Source organism: Citrobacter sp. TBCS-14, from assembly GCF_005280805.1.
In the GTDB taxonomy this organism is placed as follows: domain Bacteria; phylum Pseudomonadota; class Gammaproteobacteria; order Enterobacterales; family Enterobacteriaceae; genus Citrobacter; species Citrobacter gillenii.
In genome coordinates this window covers 92,777-108,263 of sequence record NZ_SZWM01001252.1, presented here as the reverse complement: position 1 = coordinate 108,263, position 15,487 = coordinate 92,777, and the positions used below count along the sequence as shown (strand labels likewise).

At 58.5% G+C, this 15,487-nt stretch carries 18 protein-coding genes; 16 read left to right on the top strand and 2 right to left on the bottom strand.

What is annotated here, in order from left to right; translation table 11 throughout:
* Nucleotides 1–8 precede the first annotated feature (8 nt).
* The 12 genes from phnF (at nt 9) to FDX22_RS26995 (ending at nt 8,360) form a co-directional block, all read left to right on the top strand.
* The gene (gene phnF / locus FDX22_RS27050; RefSeq protein ID WP_115259669.1) at nt 9–734 is read left to right on the top strand and encodes a phosphonate metabolism transcriptional regulator PhnF; all 726 of its coding nucleotides are present in this window, start codon (nt 9–11) and stop codon (nt 732–734) included.
* Nucleotides 735–1,187: a phosphonate C-P lyase system protein PhnG gene (gene phnG, locus FDX22_RS27045; RefSeq protein WP_146718048.1), complete on the top strand. Its 453-nt coding sequence runs from the start codon at nt 735–737 to the stop codon at nt 1,185–1,187.
* A complete protein-coding gene (gene phnH, locus FDX22_RS27040) occupies nt 1,184–1,780 on the top strand; it encodes a phosphonate C-P lyase system protein PhnH (RefSeq protein WP_096758658.1) in 597 nt (198 codons plus the stop codon). Before phnG ends, phnH begins: the two co-directional genes overlap by 4 nt.
* Entirely contained in the window at nt 1,780–2,847 is a 1,068-nt protein-coding gene (locus FDX22_RS27035; RefSeq protein ID WP_135912710.1) for a carbon-phosphorus lyase complex subunit PhnI, read from the top strand. The genes phnH and FDX22_RS27035 overlap by 1 nt, the downstream gene beginning before the upstream one ends.
* Before the next feature lie 46 nt (nt 2,848–2,893).
* On the top strand, nt 2,894–3,685 hold the full coding sequence (phnJ, locus tag FDX22_RS27030) for an alpha-D-ribose 1-methylphosphonate 5-phosphate C-P-lyase PhnJ (protein WP_137399228.1): 792 nt from the start codon (nt 2,894–2,896) through the stop codon (nt 3,683–3,685).
* Nucleotides 3,682–4,440 carry a phosphonate C-P lyase system protein PhnK gene (phnK, locus tag FDX22_RS27025; RefSeq protein ID WP_146718047.1) on the top strand — a complete coding sequence of 253 codons (759 nt, stop codon included), beginning with the start codon at nt 3,682–3,684 and terminating at the stop codon, nt 4,438–4,440. The genes phnJ and phnK overlap by 4 nt, the downstream gene beginning before the upstream one ends.
* 108 nt (nt 4,441–4,548) lie before the next feature.
* Nucleotides 4,549–5,229 carry a phosphonate C-P lyase system protein PhnL gene (gene phnL, locus FDX22_RS27020; protein ID WP_117343579.1) on the top strand — a complete coding sequence of 227 codons (681 nt, stop codon included), beginning with the start codon at nt 4,549–4,551 and terminating at the stop codon, nt 5,227–5,229.
* Nucleotides 5,226–6,362 carry an alpha-D-ribose 1-methylphosphonate 5-triphosphate diphosphatase gene (phnM, locus tag FDX22_RS27015; protein WP_096758663.1) on the top strand — a complete coding sequence of 379 codons (1,137 nt, stop codon included), beginning with the start codon at nt 5,226–5,228 and terminating at the stop codon, nt 6,360–6,362. The genes phnL and phnM overlap by 4 nt, the downstream gene beginning before the upstream one ends.
* A gap of 2 nt (nt 6,363–6,364) precedes the next feature.
* On the top strand, nt 6,365–6,910 hold the full coding sequence (gene phnN, locus FDX22_RS27010) for a ribose 1,5-bisphosphokinase (protein ID WP_115259675.1): 546 nt from the start codon (nt 6,365–6,367) through the stop codon (nt 6,908–6,910).
* Nucleotides 6,911–6,982: 72 nt separating this feature from the next.
* On the top strand, nt 6,983–7,741 hold the full coding sequence (gene phnP, locus FDX22_RS27005) for a phosphonate metabolism protein PhnP (protein WP_146718046.1): 759 nt from the start codon (nt 6,983–6,985) through the stop codon (nt 7,739–7,741).
* 83 nt (nt 7,742–7,824) lie between these two features.
* Nucleotides 7,825–8,076 (top strand): type II toxin-antitoxin system Phd/YefM family antitoxin, encoded by a 252-nt coding sequence (locus FDX22_RS27000; RefSeq protein ID WP_006688247.1) that lies wholly within the window; start codon nt 7,825–7,827, stop codon nt 8,074–8,076.
* On the top strand, nt 8,073–8,360 hold the full coding sequence (locus FDX22_RS26995; RefSeq protein WP_117343582.1) for a type II toxin-antitoxin system RelE/ParE family toxin: 288 nt from the start codon (nt 8,073–8,075) through the stop codon (nt 8,358–8,360). Before FDX22_RS27000 ends, FDX22_RS26995 begins: the two co-directional genes overlap by 4 nt.
* On the opposite strand, the gene yjdP is transcribed toward FDX22_RS26995, so the two are convergent.
* Complete coding sequence (yjdP, locus tag FDX22_RS26990; RefSeq protein WP_096758667.1) at nt 8,357–8,686, bottom strand: DDRRRQL repeat protein YjdP; 330 nt, start codon at nt 8,684–8,686, stop codon at nt 8,357–8,359. The genes FDX22_RS26995 and yjdP overlap by 4 nt on opposite strands.
* Before the next feature lie 68 nt (nt 8,687–8,754).
* Nucleotides 8,755–11,019, bottom strand: coding sequence for a hybrid sensor histidine kinase/response regulator (locus FDX22_RS26985; RefSeq protein WP_137362309.1), 2,265 nt, complete (start codon nt 11,017–11,019; stop codon nt 8,755–8,757).
* A 114-nt stretch (nt 11,020–11,133) separates the two neighbouring features.
* On the opposite strand from FDX22_RS26985, the gene FDX22_RS26975 reads away from it, so the two are divergent.
* The 4 genes from FDX22_RS26975 (at nt 11,134) to FDX22_RS26960 (ending at nt 15,479) form a co-directional block, all read left to right on the top strand.
* Nucleotides 11,134–12,657, top strand: a complete 1,524-nt coding sequence (locus tag FDX22_RS26975; protein WP_096758669.1) for a sugar ABC transporter ATP-binding protein — start codon at nt 11,134–11,136, stop codon at nt 12,655–12,657.
* Nucleotides 12,650–13,645: a ribose ABC transporter permease gene (locus tag FDX22_RS26970; RefSeq protein WP_096758670.1), complete on the top strand. Its 996-nt coding sequence runs from the start codon at nt 12,650–12,652 to the stop codon at nt 13,643–13,645. Before FDX22_RS26975 ends, FDX22_RS26970 begins: the two co-directional genes overlap by 8 nt.
* Nucleotides 13,646–13,733: 88 nt before the next feature.
* Nucleotides 13,734–14,675 carry an ABC transporter substrate-binding protein gene (locus tag FDX22_RS26965; RefSeq protein ID WP_096758671.1) on the top strand — a complete coding sequence of 314 codons (942 nt, stop codon included), beginning with the start codon at nt 13,734–13,736 and terminating at the stop codon, nt 14,673–14,675.
* Between the two features lie 120 nt (nt 14,676–14,795).
* Entirely contained in the window at nt 14,796–15,479 is a 684-nt protein-coding gene (locus FDX22_RS26960; RefSeq protein ID WP_146718045.1) for a D-lyxose/D-mannose family sugar isomerase, read from the top strand.
* The last annotated feature ends 8 nt before the right edge of the window (nt 15,480–15,487 follow it).

Below are 15,487 nucleotides of genomic sequence, written 5' to 3'. Positions count from 1 at the left end.
TGATTGCTATGCACTTGTCTACACATCCGACCAGTTATCCGACGCGTTATCAGGAAATTGCCGCCAGACTTGAGCAGGAGCTTCGTCAACATTATCGCTGCGGTGACTACCTTCCGGCCGAGCATCAGCTTGCCGCCCGCTACGCGGTCAACCGCCACACGTTGCGCCGCGCCATTGACCAGTTGGTCGAACGCGGCTGGGTGCAGCGTCGTCAGGGCGTCGGCGTGCTGGTGCTGATGCGCCCGTTCGATTACCCACTGAATGCCCAGGCGCGCTTCAGTCAGAACCTGCTGGACCAGGGCAGCCATCCCACCAGCGAGAAGTTGCTGGCGGTGCTGCGCCCGGCCTCGAGCCATATTGCCGACGCGCTCAGCGTCACCGAGGGCGACAACGTCATCCATTTGCGCACCCTGCGCCGGGTGAACGGCATCGCGCTCTGTCTTATCGACCACTATTTTTCTGACCTCACCCTCTGGCCGCTGTTGCAGGGCTTTAACCACGGCTCACTGCACGACTACCTGCGCGAGCAGTTGGGTCTGATGTTACTGCGCACGCAAACACGCATCAGCGCCCGCCGCGCGCAGGCCAAAGAGAGCAAGGTACTGGAAATCCCCAACATGGCGCCGCTGCTGTGCGTGCGCACCCTGAACCACCGTGAAGGCGAAGAACACGCGACGGAATACTCCGTCAGCCTGACCCGCGCCGACATGATCGAATTCACCATGGAGCACTGAATGCACCTTGATACCGCCACCCGCCAGCGCTGGATGCGCGCGCTGGCTTACAGCAACGCTGAAGACCTGAATGCGCGCGTCAACGCGCTGAAACTGACACCAGAATATGAACTTATCCGCGCACCTGAAAGCGGGCTGATGCAGATCCAGGCCCGCATAGGCGGCACCGGCAACCGTTTTTTTGCCGGTGATACCACGATAACGCGCGCCGTCGTACGCCTGAAGAGCGGCACGCTGGGTTATAGCTACCTGCTGGGACGCAACAAACCCCACGCCGTGCAGTGCGCCGTGATTGACGCACTGCTGCAGGAACAGACGTATTTCCAGAGCGTAATGGAAACCTTAATTACCCCGCTGGAAGCGGAACGCGATGCGCTAATTAACGCTCGCCGTGCCGAAGTCAACGCCAGCCGGGTCGACTTCTTCACACTGGTACGCGGAGATAACGCATGACACGATCTACGGCACTACAGAGCGCCTTTAATTTACCCGTCCAGGATGCGCAGCAGTGCTTTCGTCGCCTGCTGAAAGCCATGAGCGAACCGGGGGTGATTGTCGCCCTGCATCAGCTGAAACACGGCTGGCAGCCGCTGGGTCTGGCGACCACCAGCGTGCTGCTGACCCTGGTCGACGGTGACACCCCGGTGTGGCTGGCTCCAGCCATGGATAACGACATTGCCCGACAGAACCTGCGTTTTCACACCAATGCCCCACTGGTAGAACAACCGCAGCAGGCGGCCTTTGCCATCGCCGACAATCGCATTAGCAGCGAACAGCTCAACGCCCTCTCTTCCGGTTCCGCCGTAGCACCAGAGACCAGCGCGACCCTGATTGTGCAGATCGCGGGCTTAAGCGGTGGACGCATGCTGCGCCTGACCGGGGCCGGTATCGCCGAAGAACGGATGATCGCCCCACAATTACCGGAATGCCTGATTCATGAACTGACCGAGCGCCCGCATCCGTTCCCGCTGGGGATTGATCTGATCCTCACCTGTGGCGAACGGCTGCTGGCTATTCCGCGAACCACCCACGTGGAGGTGTGCTGATGTACGTTGCCGTCAAAGGGGGCGAGAAGGCAATAGCCAACGCCCACGCGCTGCAGGAGAACCGACGCCGGGGCGATGCGCACATTGCCGAACTGAGCGTGGCGCAAATCGAACAGCAGATGAACCTCGCCGTTGACCGGGTCATGACTGAAGGCGGTATCGCCGACCGTGAACTGGCGGCACTGGCGCTCAAGCAGGCCAGCGGCGACAACATTGAAGCCATCTTTTTGCTACGCGCTTACCGCACGACGCTGGCAAAACTGGCGGTGAGCGAGCCGGTCAACAGCGCAGAGATGCGCCTGGAACGGCGTATTTCCGCCGTCTACAAGGATATTCCCGGCGGGCAGTTGCTGGGTTCAACTTACGACTATACCCACCGCCTGCTTGATTTCACTCTGCTGGCCAACGGCGAGACGCCGCCGCTGCGCGCCGCGGAGAGTGAACAGGATGCCGCCCCGCACGTCTTCTCCCTGCTGGCAAATCAGGGGCTGGCGAAGCACGAAGAGGACGACGGCGCTCAGCCCGATGACATCACCCGCACGCCGCCGGTGTACCCCTGCTCGCGCGCCTCGCGCCTGCAACAGCTAATGCGCGGCGACGAAGGGTATCTGCTGGCGCTGGCTTACTCCACCCAGCGCGGCTACGGGCGCAATCACCCGTTTGCCGCCGAGATCCGCAGCGGCTATGTGGCGCTGGAAATAGTACCGGAAGAGCTGGGATTTGCGGTAAACGTCGGCGAACTGCTGATGACCGAATGCGAAATGGTGAACGGCTTTGTCGCGCCAGAAAATGACTCTCCCCATTTTACCCGCGGCTACGGGCTGGTGTTCGGCATGAGCGAACGCAAAGCGATGGCAATGGCGCTGGTAGACCGCGCCCTACAGGCACCCGACTACGATGAAACGGTCACGGGACCGGCGCAGGACGAAGAGTTCGTGCTGGCGCATGCGGATAACGTCGAGGCGGCGGGTTTTGTTTCCCACCTCAAACTCCCCCACTACGTCGATTTCCAGGCCGAGCTGGAACTGCTCAAACGCCTGCAACAGGAGGCCGTCCGTGACCGCTAATCTTTCCGGCTACAATTTTGCTTATCTCGATGAACAAACAAAACGCATGATCCGCCGGGCACTGCTGAAAGCGGTCGCCATTCCGGGGTATCAGGTGCCGTTCGGCGGGCGTGAAATGCCCATGCCCTACGGCTGGGGCACCGGCGGTATTCAGCTTACCGCCAGCGTGATAGGTGAAGCTGACGTGCTGAAGGTCATCGACCAGGGCGCGGATGACACCACCAACGCGGTGTCCATTCGCAACTTCTTCAGGCACGTAACCGGGGTAAACACCACCGACGCGACCTGCGACGCGACGCTTATTCAGACCCGTCACCGCATCCCGGAAACGCCGCTCACGGAAGATCAGATTATTATTTTCCAAGTGCCGATCCCCGAACCGCTGCGCTTTATCGAGCCACGCGAGACGGAAACCCGCACCATGCACGCGCTGGAAGAGTACGGCGTGATGCAGGTGAAGCTGTATGAGGATATCGCCCGCTTCGGCCATATCGCCACCACCTACGCCTATCCGGTCAAGGTCAACGGGCGCTACGTGATGGATCCGTCACCCATCCCAAAATTCGACAACCCGAAAATGGACAGGATGCCCGCGCTGCAGCTGTTCGGGGCCGGGCGTGAAAAACGCATCTACGCCGTACCGCCGTATACCCGAGTCGAGAGCCTCGATTTCGACGATCACCCGTTTACCGTGCAGAGCTGGGATGAACCCTGCGCCATCTGCGGTTCCACCCACAGCTATCTCGACGAAGTGGTGCTCGACGACAGCGGCAAACGGATGTTTGTCTGCTCCGACACCGACTACTGCCGCCAACAGAGCGAGGCCCTTAGCCAATGATGCAACCGCTGCTTTCCGTCAATAACCTGACCCATCTCTACGCGCCGGGCAAAGGCTTCAGCGATGTCTCTTTTGACCTGTGGCCTGGCGAAGTGCTGGGCATTGTGGGCGAGTCCGGTTCCGGCAAAACAACCCTGCTGAAGTCGATTTCCTCGCGCCTGACGCCGCAGTCTGGCGAAATTGTGTATCAGAACCGTTCGCTGTACGGCATGAGCGAAGCCGACCGTCGCCGCCTGCTGCGCACCGAATGGGGCGTAGTACATCAGCACCCGATGGACGGCCTGCGCCGTCTGGTTTCGGCGGGCGGTAATATCGGCGAACGCCTGATGGCCACCGGCGCACGCCACTATGGCGACATCCGCGCTACCGCGCAGCGCTGGCTGACCGACGTCGAAATTCCCGCCTCGCGCATCGACGATCTGCCCACCACCTTCTCCGGCGGCATGCAGCAACGTTTACAGATTGCCCGCAACCTCGTCACCCATCCCAGGCTGGTATTTATGGATGAACCCACCGGTGGGCTGGACGTCTCGGTACAGGCCAAACTGCTGGACCTGCTGCGCGGCCTGGTGGTGGAACTGGATCTGGCCGTGGTGATTGTCACCCATGATTTGGGCGTGGCGCGCCTGCTGGCAGACCGTTTACTGGTGATGAAACAGGGTCAGGTGGTGGAAAGTGGATTAACCGACCGCGTGCTCGACGATCCGCATCATCCGTACACCCAACTGCTGGTGTCGTCGGTGTTGCAGAACTGATTTTTTGTTGTGCCGGATGGCGGCTTACGCCTTATCCGGCCTACAGGTGCGTTTTTTGTAGGCCGGATAAGCGCAGCGCCATCCGGCAATAAGAACCATGAGGCTCAAATGATCCGCGTAGAAAATGTCAGTAAAACCTTTGTACTGCACCAGCAAAACGGCGTACGCCTGCCGGTGTTGCACAACGCCACTCTGGACGTAAAAAGCGGTGAGTGCGTGGTGCTGCACGGTCACTCGGGCAGTGGGAAATCAACGCTGCTGCGTTCGCTGTACGCCAACTATCTGCCGGACACCGGCCATATTCATATTCAGCACGGCGACGAGTGGGTGGATCTGGTGCAGGCTCCGGCGCGGAAAGTGCTGGAAGTGCGCCGTTCCACCATCGGCTGGGTCAGCCAGTTCCTGCGCGTGATCCCCAGGGTCTCGGCGCTGGACGTGGTGATGCAACCGCTGCTGGATCTGGGCGTCTCCCGCGACGTGTGTGCGGCCAAAGCGGCGCGCCTGCTGGAACGTCTGAACGTCCCGGAAACGCTGTGGCATCTCGCCCCATCGACCTTTTCCGGCGGTGAGCAGCAGCGCGTCAACATTGCGCGCGGGTTTATCGTCGATTACCCAATTTTACTGCTCGATGAGCCCACCGCGTCGCTGGATGCCAAAAACAGCGCCGCCGTAGTGGCACTGATAGAAGAAGCCAAAGCGCGCGGCGCGGCAATTGTCGGTATTTTTCACGATCAAACCGTTCGCGACCGCGTGGCGGACCGTTTGCACCTGATGGGAACCACAGCATGATTATCAATAACGTAAAGCTGGTGCTGGAAGACGAAGTGGTACAGGGATCGCTGGAAATGGAGGGCGGCGTGATTCGCGCCTTTACCGAAAGCCAGAGCCGTCTGCCCGAGGCGCTGGACGGTGAAGGTGGCTGGCTGCTGCCGGGGCTTATCGAACTGCACACCGATAATCTCGACAAATTCTTCACCCCGCGCCCGAAGGTGGATTGGCCCGCGCATTCGGCGATGAGCAGCCATGACGCGCTGATGGTCGCCAGCGGCATCACCACCGTGCTGGATGCAGTAGCGATTGGCGATGTTCGCGACGGCGGCGATCGCCTGGAAAATCTGGAAAAGATGATCAATGCGGTGGAAGAAACGCAGAAGCGCGGGGTCAACCGCGCCGAGCATCGTCTGCATCTGCGTTGCGAACTGCCGCATCACACCACCCTGCCGCTATTTGAAAAACTGGTCGGGCGCGAACCAGTGACGCTGGTTTCACTGATGGATCACTCGCCAGGCCAGCGCCAGTTCGCCAACCGCGAAAAATACCGGGAATATTATCAGGGCAAGTATTCACTTACCGATGAGCAGATGGCCCGCTACGAAGAAGAACAGTTGGCCCTCGCCGCACGCTGGTCGCAGCCCAACCGGACCGCCATCGCGCAGATGTGTCGCGAACGCCATATTGCGCTGGCAAGCCACGACGACGCTACCCATGACCATGTTCTCGAATCACATCAACTTGGCAGCGTGATCGCCGAGTTTCCCACCACCTTTGCAGCCGCAGAGGCTTCACGCCAGCACGGCATGAATGTGCTGATGGGCGCACCCAATATCGTGCGCGGCGGCTCGCACTCCGGCAACGTCGCGGCGCATAAGCTGGCTGAACTGGGGCTGTTGGATATTCTCTCCTCTGATTACTACCCCGCCAGCCTGCTCGACGCAGCGTTTCGTGTAGCGGACGACGATGCCAACCGCTTCACGCTGGCGCAGGCGATTCATCTGGTGACCCGTAATCCGGCGCGGGCGCTGAATCTCGACGATCGCGGTGTTATCGCTGAAGGTAAACGCGCGGATCTGGTGCTGGCGCACCGCAAAGGCGATCACGTGCATATCGACCACGTCTGGCGGCAGGGAAAAAGGGTGTTCTGACTATGGGAAAACTGATCTGGCTGATGGGGCCGTCCGGCTCCGGTAAGGACAGCCTGCTGGCCGAACTCCGCCAGCAGGAACAGGCGCAACTGCTGGTGGCGCATCGTTACATTACCCGGGCCGCCAACGCCGGGAATGAAAACCATATTGCGCTGAGCGAACAGGAGTTTTTTACCCGCGCCGGACAGAACCTGCTGGCGCTGAGCTGGCATGCCAACGGCTTGTACTACGGCGTCGGCGTGGAGATTGACCTCTGGCTACACGCCGGGTTTGATGTGGTGGTAAACGGCTCCCGCGCCCATCTGCCACAGGCAAAATCACGCTACGGCGCGGCGCTGCTGCCGGTCTGTTTGCAGGTATCACAAGACGTGTTGCGCCAGCGCTTACTGGCGCGCGGGCGAGAAAATGAAACGGAGATTGCCGCCCGTCTTGAACGTGCAGCCCGCTATGCGCCAGAGGACTGCCATACGCTAAACAATGACGGTAGTCTGCTACAGTCAGTGAATACATTGCTCACACTGATGGGACGTAAGCATTCTTATGCCTGAGAGCGCACGGACCCGTAGGCCGGATAAGACGCCTGCGTCGCCATCCGGCTATACATGACCTGGGGAGCAACAATGAGCTTAACGATCACTTTAAGCGGCACCGGCGGCGCGCAACTGGTGCCGGTTTTTGGCTGCGACTGCCCCGCCTGCCAGCGGGCGCGTATTCAATCGCAATATCGCCGCCGACCCTGCAGCGGCGTGGTCAAATTCAACCATGCCGTGACGCTGCTCGACGCGGGGATCCCGCATCTGATGGACGACTGGCCCGCCGGCAGCTTCCGCCAGTTTCTGCTCACCCACTACCATATGGATCATGTGCAGGGACTGTTTCCGCTGCGCTGGGGCGTGGGGAAAACGATCCCGGTATATGGGCCGCCGGATGAACAGGGCTGCGACGATCTGTTTAAGCATCCCGGCATTCTCGACTTTAACCACACCGTCGAACCGTTTGTGGTGTTTAATTTGCAGGGGTTGCAGGTGACACCGCTGCCGCTCAACCACTCAAAGCTGACGTTTGGCTATCTGCTGGAAACCGCGTACAGCCGCGTGGCGTGGCTCTCTGATACCGCCGGGCTGCCCGACAAAACGCTGACGTTTCTGGGCAACAATCAGCCGCAGGCGATGATCATCGACTGTAGCCATGCCCCGCGCACGCAACCGCCGCGCAACCACTGCGATGTAAATACCGTGATTGCGCTCAATGACGTTATCCGCTGCCCACGGGTGATTCTGACCCACATCAGCCATCAGTTCGACGAGTGGCTAATGCATAATCCGCTACCGACAGGCATCGAAGCCGGGTATGACGGCATGGAGATTGTGCTGGATTAAGCGGAGACACTTCATAATAAGACTTGTTAACAGGTCTTTCCCATCCTACATTAAGACCAGTTAAATGGTCTTAAGGAGCGATTATGCCACATATCATTTTAAGCGACACCACCGCCAGCGTGAGTGAGCTAAAAAAGAACCCGATGGCGACTGTTAGCGCAGGGGATGGGTTTCCGGTCGCAATCCTGAACCGTAACCAGCCCGCCTTTTATTGTGTTCCCGCTGAGCTTTACGAAAAAATGCTTGATGCGCTGGACGATCAGCAACTGGTTAAATTAGTCCATGAACGGAGCCAACAGCCACTGGTGGATGTTGATCTGGACAGCTATTTATGAGTTATACGGTAAAATTCAGGGAAGATGCGCTGAAAGAATGGCAAAAACTGGATAAAACCATTCAGCAGCAGCTTGCCAAAGAACTTAAGAAATGCGGTGAAAATCCGCATGTCCCCTCCGCGAAGCTCAGGGGAATAAAAGATTGCTATAAAATCCAACTACGCACTTCAAGGTTCCGTCTTGTTTATCAAGTTATTGACGACACCCTGGTCATCGCTGTCGTTGCCGTCGGTAAACGCGAGCGTAGTGAAGTTTATAATCTTGCCAGCGAAAGGCTACGTTAACGATCGTAATCGTCTTCCATTCTACGTTCTTCATCTTCCAGCTGACGCCGTTCCTGATCGAGCCGACGCTGGCGGTCATCCAACTGCCGACGGCGGTCTTCAAACTGGCGGCGACGATCGTCATATTGCCTGCGGCGATCGTCGCTTACCTGGCGTTGCCAGCTTTCGTCGCGCGAGTCATCGTAATCCCGATTATTATCAGGCTTATAGGCGTCGCTGACGGCGCGTTGAATATTGCCGATGGCGTCATCAATAATATCCGCCTGCGCCGACACGGTGGTCAGCATCAGCAAACTGAAAAAAAAGATCGTCGGGGAGCGTGTCATAAACCAGCCTCAAAAAGAAACTCGCCCCACGGTAATCAAAGCGCTTGCTCACGAGTAGCGGAGGAATCTCAATTGCGCGGATGACGCAGCGCCTGCGCCAATTCCCCGCGGGTAAACGGTTTTCGCAGTAGCGCCACCTCCGGCAGGGCCGGGTTGTGTGCCGGACGCAAATCCTGACCGCTGATCAGAAGGATACTCAACTGCGGGTAATGCTTTAGCGCATGGTTAACCACATCCACGCCGCTTAATCCACCGGGCAGCATGAGGTCGCTGATCAGAATGTCGATCTCTGAAGATGCGGCAAGCAAGTGCATCGCCTGCTCGCCGTTGGCGGCCTCCAGCGTCAGATAACCCAGCAGGTGGAGCTGCTCACACAACGTCTGGCGCACATCGGCCTCATCTTCGAGCACCAACACCAGTTTCTCACCGCTGTTCGCCGCATGTTCCACCACAGGGATGTCCTGAGGCTGCACCGGCACAATGGCGCGCGGAAGCTGTAACCGGACCGTGGTCCCTTGCCCCGGCGCGCTCTCAATTTCCACCCGACCACCAGACTGACGCACAAAACCGTACACCATCGACAGGCCCAGCCCGCTGCCGCTGCCGGTCTGTTTGGTGGTGAAGAACGGTTCAAAGACCTGCGCTTTGATCTCCTGCGACATCCCACAGCCCTGGTCGGCCACCTCCAGCATCACCATGTCCTGCTTGCGTCCGTCGCTGCGCGTGACCCGCTGATTCCAGCTGCGAATTTTAATCGTACCCGCCTGCCCGTCCATCGCATCACGGGCGTTCATCACCAGATTAATAATGGCGTTTTCCAGCTGGCTGACGTCGATCCACGCCGGCCAGGCGGGTGACTGCGCTTCAATCTCCAGCGTCAGCGTCGCCGGTAGCGAATGGCGCATCAGCTCCCCCAGGTTCTCCAGCAACGTTTTCAACTCCACCGCATGTGGGTGCAGCGATTGCTTGCGCGAAAAAGCCAGCAGTCGCTGAGTCAGTAGCGCCCCGCGCTCGGCGGCTTTTAGCGCCCGGTTGATACGCGGCGCATCGGGCGAGTCCGGACTGACCAAATCCAGGCTGCCAATAATCACTGCCAGCAGGTTATTGAAATCATGCGCTAATCCACCCGTTAACTGCCCCACCGCCTTCAGCTTTTGGCTGTGCAGTAACGCTTCTTCCAGCCCCTGACGCTCGGTGCGGTCGATTTCCATCTGCGTTGTTTTTTCTTTCAGCAGCCGAGTGGTGTGTTCAAGCGACGCCGTATTGCGGGCAAACACGCTAAAGGCGCGCGCCAGCTCTCCCAGCTCATCGCGCCGCTGTAGGGCCGGCACGCTGACGTCCGATTCGCCATGCGCCAGCCGGGTCATCGCCCGCGAGATAGCCGTCAGGTTCGAGCCTAAGTTACGGTAGATATACCAGCCGGCAAAGCCGGTGATCACCACCGCCAGCAGCGCAAAAATCATGATAAACAGCACGCCGGACTGCAGTTCCTGATGGCTTTGCGCCACCCGCTGCTCGGAGATACTCGCCACCTGTGAGACATACTGGTTGATATCGCTGTTGAGGATCGCCACCAGCGCTTTGATATGGAACATATACCAGCTGATCGCCAGGTCACTCTGCTCCAGCGCGGACGAAAGCGGCTCCAGCTTATGCAGTTCGAGGTTGAAGTCGCTAAGAATACGACTCACCAACTGGCTGGGGTTTTGCAGAACAAGCGCGGGCATCACGCCGCCCAACTGTTTAATTACCGAACGCGGCGTCGGCGTTTCAATAGCGGCAACGATCAGGCGGTCCATCTGCCTCAGCAGCGCGTCATCCTGCGCGCCGGTGAGTTTTTGCAGATGGCGTAAATAACTTTGATTCTGGTACAACGAACTGAGCAGAGCATTACGTTCCAGATGCCGCAACTGCCCGCGCTGCAGCATGCCTTCCACACTGCTTTGCAGTTCGTTACTGCGCTGGATAATGCGCTCGACCAGCCCCGGTTCCTGCTGCGCCAGCGGGGCGCTGGCCAGCTGTTCCAGCGAATGCTTGAGCGCGCGCTGGGTCTCCTGTAGCCGTTCCGCTTCACCTTTGTATTCCAGCGCCCCCACGACCTGTGAGAGCCGCACCGCCGCCGTCGCGACGTTCGCCGTGTCGCGCGCCAGATTCATGCTGCCGGTCATGTCATCAACGGTTTGCTGTTGCACCTGTTCCTGGATCTGGCTGGCGTGCTGAAACCCCAGCACCGCCACCCCGCTGACCATCAGCGTGACCGCCACCACCAGCAGATTGAAGAACAGCAATCGCCCGCGCGCACTGGCGAAAAAGTGACGTCCGGGTTGCGGCATATCACGCTCCATGAAGAAAAATCGCAATATGACAAATATGAACGGCTTCTGACATTTTGCATTTACATTCCTGTGATGGACTGCTGATATCGGCCACCCCGCAGGAGATCCGTTATGAGCAAGACACCGGTTCTGGAGATGCGCAACATTGCCAAAGCATTCGGCAAATTTTACGCGCTGAAAGGGGTCGATTTAACGGTGTGGTCCGGCGAAATCCACGCCCTGATGGGTGAAAACGGCGCCGGGAAAAGTACCCTGATGAAGATCCTCGCCGGGGCCTATACCGCCACCAGCGGTGAGATCTTAATTGACGGTCAGCCCTTTCATATTCGCGGACCCAAGGATGCGCTGAGCGCTGGCATCACGCTGATTTATCAGGAGATGCAGCTCGCGCCAAATCTGACGGTAGCGGAAAATATCTTTCTTGGCAGCGAACTGTCGCGCGGTGGTCTGGTACAGCGCAAAGAGATGGTGATGCAGGCGCAAAAGGTCATCGACCGGCTCGGGGCGCAGTTTAAGGCCAGCGATCGGGTCATGACGCTGACCATCGCCGAGCAGCAGCAGGTCGAAATCGCCCGCGCCCTGCACCGTAACAGCCGCATCCTGGTCATGGATGAACCCACCGCCGCCCTCTCTTCACGTGAAACCCACCGCCTGTTTGAGCTGATCATGCGCCTGCGTGATGAGGGGATGGCGATTATCTACATCAGCCACCGCATGGCGGAAGTGTATGAACTTTCGGATCGCGTCAGCGTGTTGCGCGACGGGCAGTACGTCGGCAGCCTGACCCGCGACAAGCTTAACGCCTCTGAACTGGTGCGTATGATGGTCGGCCGCCCGTTAAGCGATCTGTTCAACAAAGAACGCGATATCCCTTTAGGCAAGGCGCGCCTGAACGTGCATCACCTGACCGATGGCAACAAAGTCCAGCCGTGCAGTTTACTGGTGCGTTCCGGGGAGATTGTCGGCCTGGCCGGGCTGGTCGGCGCCGGTCGCTCCGAGCTGGCGCAGCTGATATTTGGCGTGCGCAAAGCCATCAGCGGCATGATTGAAGTCGACGGCGAGCCGGTGGTGATCCACTCCCCGCGTGAGGCCATCGATCACGGTATCGGCTTTCTGACCGAGAACCGCAAAGAACAGGGGCTGTTTTTAGAGCTGGCGGCGGCTGAAAACATCACCATGGCCACGCTGGAGCGTGACGCCAACTGGGGCATGCTGAACCGCAAAAAAGCGCAGACCATCTCCGATGACGCCATTCAGTTGCTCAACATCCGCGTACCCCACGCGCAGGTCCGCGCGGGCGGACTGTCCGGCGGCAATCAGCAAAAATTACTTATCTCTCGCTGGGTCGCGATTGGCCCACGCATTTTGATCCTCGACGAACCCACGCGCGGCGTGGACGTCGGCGCCAAAAGCGAGATCTACCGGATCATGAACGAGATGGCGCGCAAAGGTGTGGCGATCTTAATGATCTCCAGCGAACTGCCGGAAGTAGTCGGCATGAGTGACCGGGTGTACGTGATGCGCGAAGGCAGTATTGCCGGTGAGCTGAACGGACAAAGCATTACTCAGGAAAATATTATGACGCTGGCAACCGGCGTGAACGACTCCCATCATCAGGCGGTGTCCCATGAATAATCCAACCCCTTCCCAGCCGGTGGCCAAATCCGCCTCGGCGAAAAAAATGTTGATGGGCGATCTGATGCAAACGGTCGGTATCTTGCCCATTTTAATCCTGATTGTGGCGGTATTTGGCTTTATCGCACCCAACTTTTTTACCGAAAGTAACCTGCTCAACATCACCCGTCAGGCGTCGATCAACATCGTGCTGGCAGCGGGGATGACCTTCATCATTCTCACCGGTGGGATCGACCTTTCCGTCGGTTCCATTCTCGGCACCACCGCGGTGGCGGCGATGGTCGTGTCGCTGATCCCGGAGCTGGCAATGTTGTCGATTCCGGCGGCATTGATGCTTGGCCTGGCACTGGGGCTGTTTAACGGCGCACTGGTCGCCTTTGCCGGACTGCCACCGTTTATCGTCACCCTTGGCACCTATACCGCGCTGCGCGGCGCGGCTTACCTGCTGGCGGACGGCACCACGGTTATCAACTCCAATATCAGCTTCGAGTGGATCGGTAACAACTACCTCGGGCCGATCCCGTGGCTGGTGGTGATTGCGTTGGCGGTCATTGCGGTGTGCTGGTTCATTCTGCGTCGCACCACGTTGGGCGTTCATATTTACGCGGTGGGCGGCAACATGCAGGCCGCACGGTTAACCGGTATCAAAGTGTGGCTGGTGCTGCTGTTCGTCTACGGCATGAGCGGGCTGCTTTCCGGCCTCGGCGGGGTGATGAGCGCCTCGCGACTGTACAGCGCCAACGGCAACTTGGGCATGGGCTATGAGCTGGACGCCATCGCCGCGGTGATCCTCGGCGGCACCAGTTTTGTCGGCGGGATCGGCACCATCACCGGCACGCTGGTGGGGGCGTTGATTATCGCTACGCTCAATAACGGCATGACGCTAATGGGCGTGTCTTATTTCTGGCAACTGGTGATCAAAGGGGCGGTGATCATCATAGCGGTGCTAATCGACAAATACCGTACCCGACACCATCAAAGTGCATAGACAAGCTTACTGGCCTACATATTCGTAGGCCTGATAAGCGCAGCGCCATCAGGCGTATAACAACAATACCCTACGTGAGGAAACGAGTATGCGTTTGAAGCCATTAGTTACCGCGCTCTGTGCTGGCGCACTGCTTGCCGCGACGCCGTATGTGCAGGCAAAAGAACTGAAATCCATCGGCGTAACGGTCGGCGATCTTGCTAACCCGTTCTTCGTGCAGATAACCAAAGGTGCAGAGCTGGAAGCGCGCAAGCTGGCGGGGGATAATGTCAAAGTGACGCTGGTGTCCAGCGGCTACGATCTCGGTCAACAGGTGTCGCAGATAGACAACTTTATTGCCGCTAAAGTCGACATGATCATTCTTAACGCGGCAGATTCCAAAGGCATCGGCCCGGCGGTAAAACGGGCGAAAGACGCGGGGATTGTGGTCGTCGCCGTTGACGTGGCAGCGGAAGGCGCTGACGCCACCATCACCTCCGACAACACCCAGGCCGGCGAAATGGCCTGTAAATACATCACCGACCGCCTGAAAGGGAAAGGCAACGTCGTTATCATCAACGGGCCGCCGGTTTCCGCCGTGCAGAACCGCGTAGAAGGCTGCCAGACCGAGTTCAAACGCCACCCGGACATCAAGGTGCTGTCGCATAATCAGAACGCGAAGGGCAGCCGTGAAGGCGGGCTGGAGATCATGACCGCTCTGCTGGCGGCCAATCCGAAGATCGACGGCGTGTTCGCCATTAACGATCCGACAGCGATCGGGGCCGATCTGGCTGCAAAACAGGCGCAGCGTAGTGAATTCTTTATTGTCGGCGTCGACGGATCGCCGGACGGCGAAGAGGCGCTGAAGCGGGAAAACTCATTATTTGTGGCGACCCCGGCACAAGATCCGCAGGTGATGGCAGCCAAAGCGGTCGAAATCGGCTATGACATATTGCAGGGTAAACCCGCGCCGAAAGAACCCGTGCTGATCCCGGTGACGATGATCGATAAGAACAACGTCGGCAGCTATAAGGGTTGGACGGTGAAATAAGTCGCCACAACAACGCCGGATGGCGGCAAAAATGCCTTATCCGGCCTACAAGATCGCTATGAATTTGTAGGCCGGATAAGCGCAGCGCCATCCGGCATTATATTAAGGAGAATTCTGTCCATGAAACGCTCCGCAATAAATGAGATTCTGGGTCACACGCGCCAGTTTTTTTCCTTGCACGACGTGCATCTCCCACCCTTCGCCAGCTTCCCACCCACCCAATGGCGCAAACTCGACGCCGGAGCCTGGAGTGAAGTCTTTGACCTCAAACTCGGCTGGGACGTCACCGCATTCGGCGGTGATAACTTTGCCGTCCTGGGCTTAACGCTGTTTACCCTGCGTAATGGTTCACCAAAAGGCATGCCCTATGAGAAATGCTACGCCGAAAAAATCATGCACGTCCGCGATGGCCAGGTGACACCCATGCATTTTCACTGGCGCAAACGCGAAGACATTATCAATCGCGGCGGCGGTAATTTGATTGTGGAACTGTGGAACGCCGGAGTCAGAGAACAAACGGAAGACAGCGACGTCAGCGTAGTGACTGACGGCTGCCGGCAAACGCACGCAGCGGGCAGCCAGCTGCGCCTGACGCCAGGGGAAAGCATCTGCCTGACGCCCGGTCTGTATCATAGCTTCTGGGCCGAAGAAGGGTTTGGCGACGTGCTGGTTGGCGAAGTTTCTTCGGTTAACGACGACGATCACGATAACCATTTTCTACAACCCATCGCCCGCTATAACGACATTGAAGAAGACGAACCGGCGCTGCTGGTGTTGTGTAACGAATATCGCCTGTTCCGCTAACCAAGGAG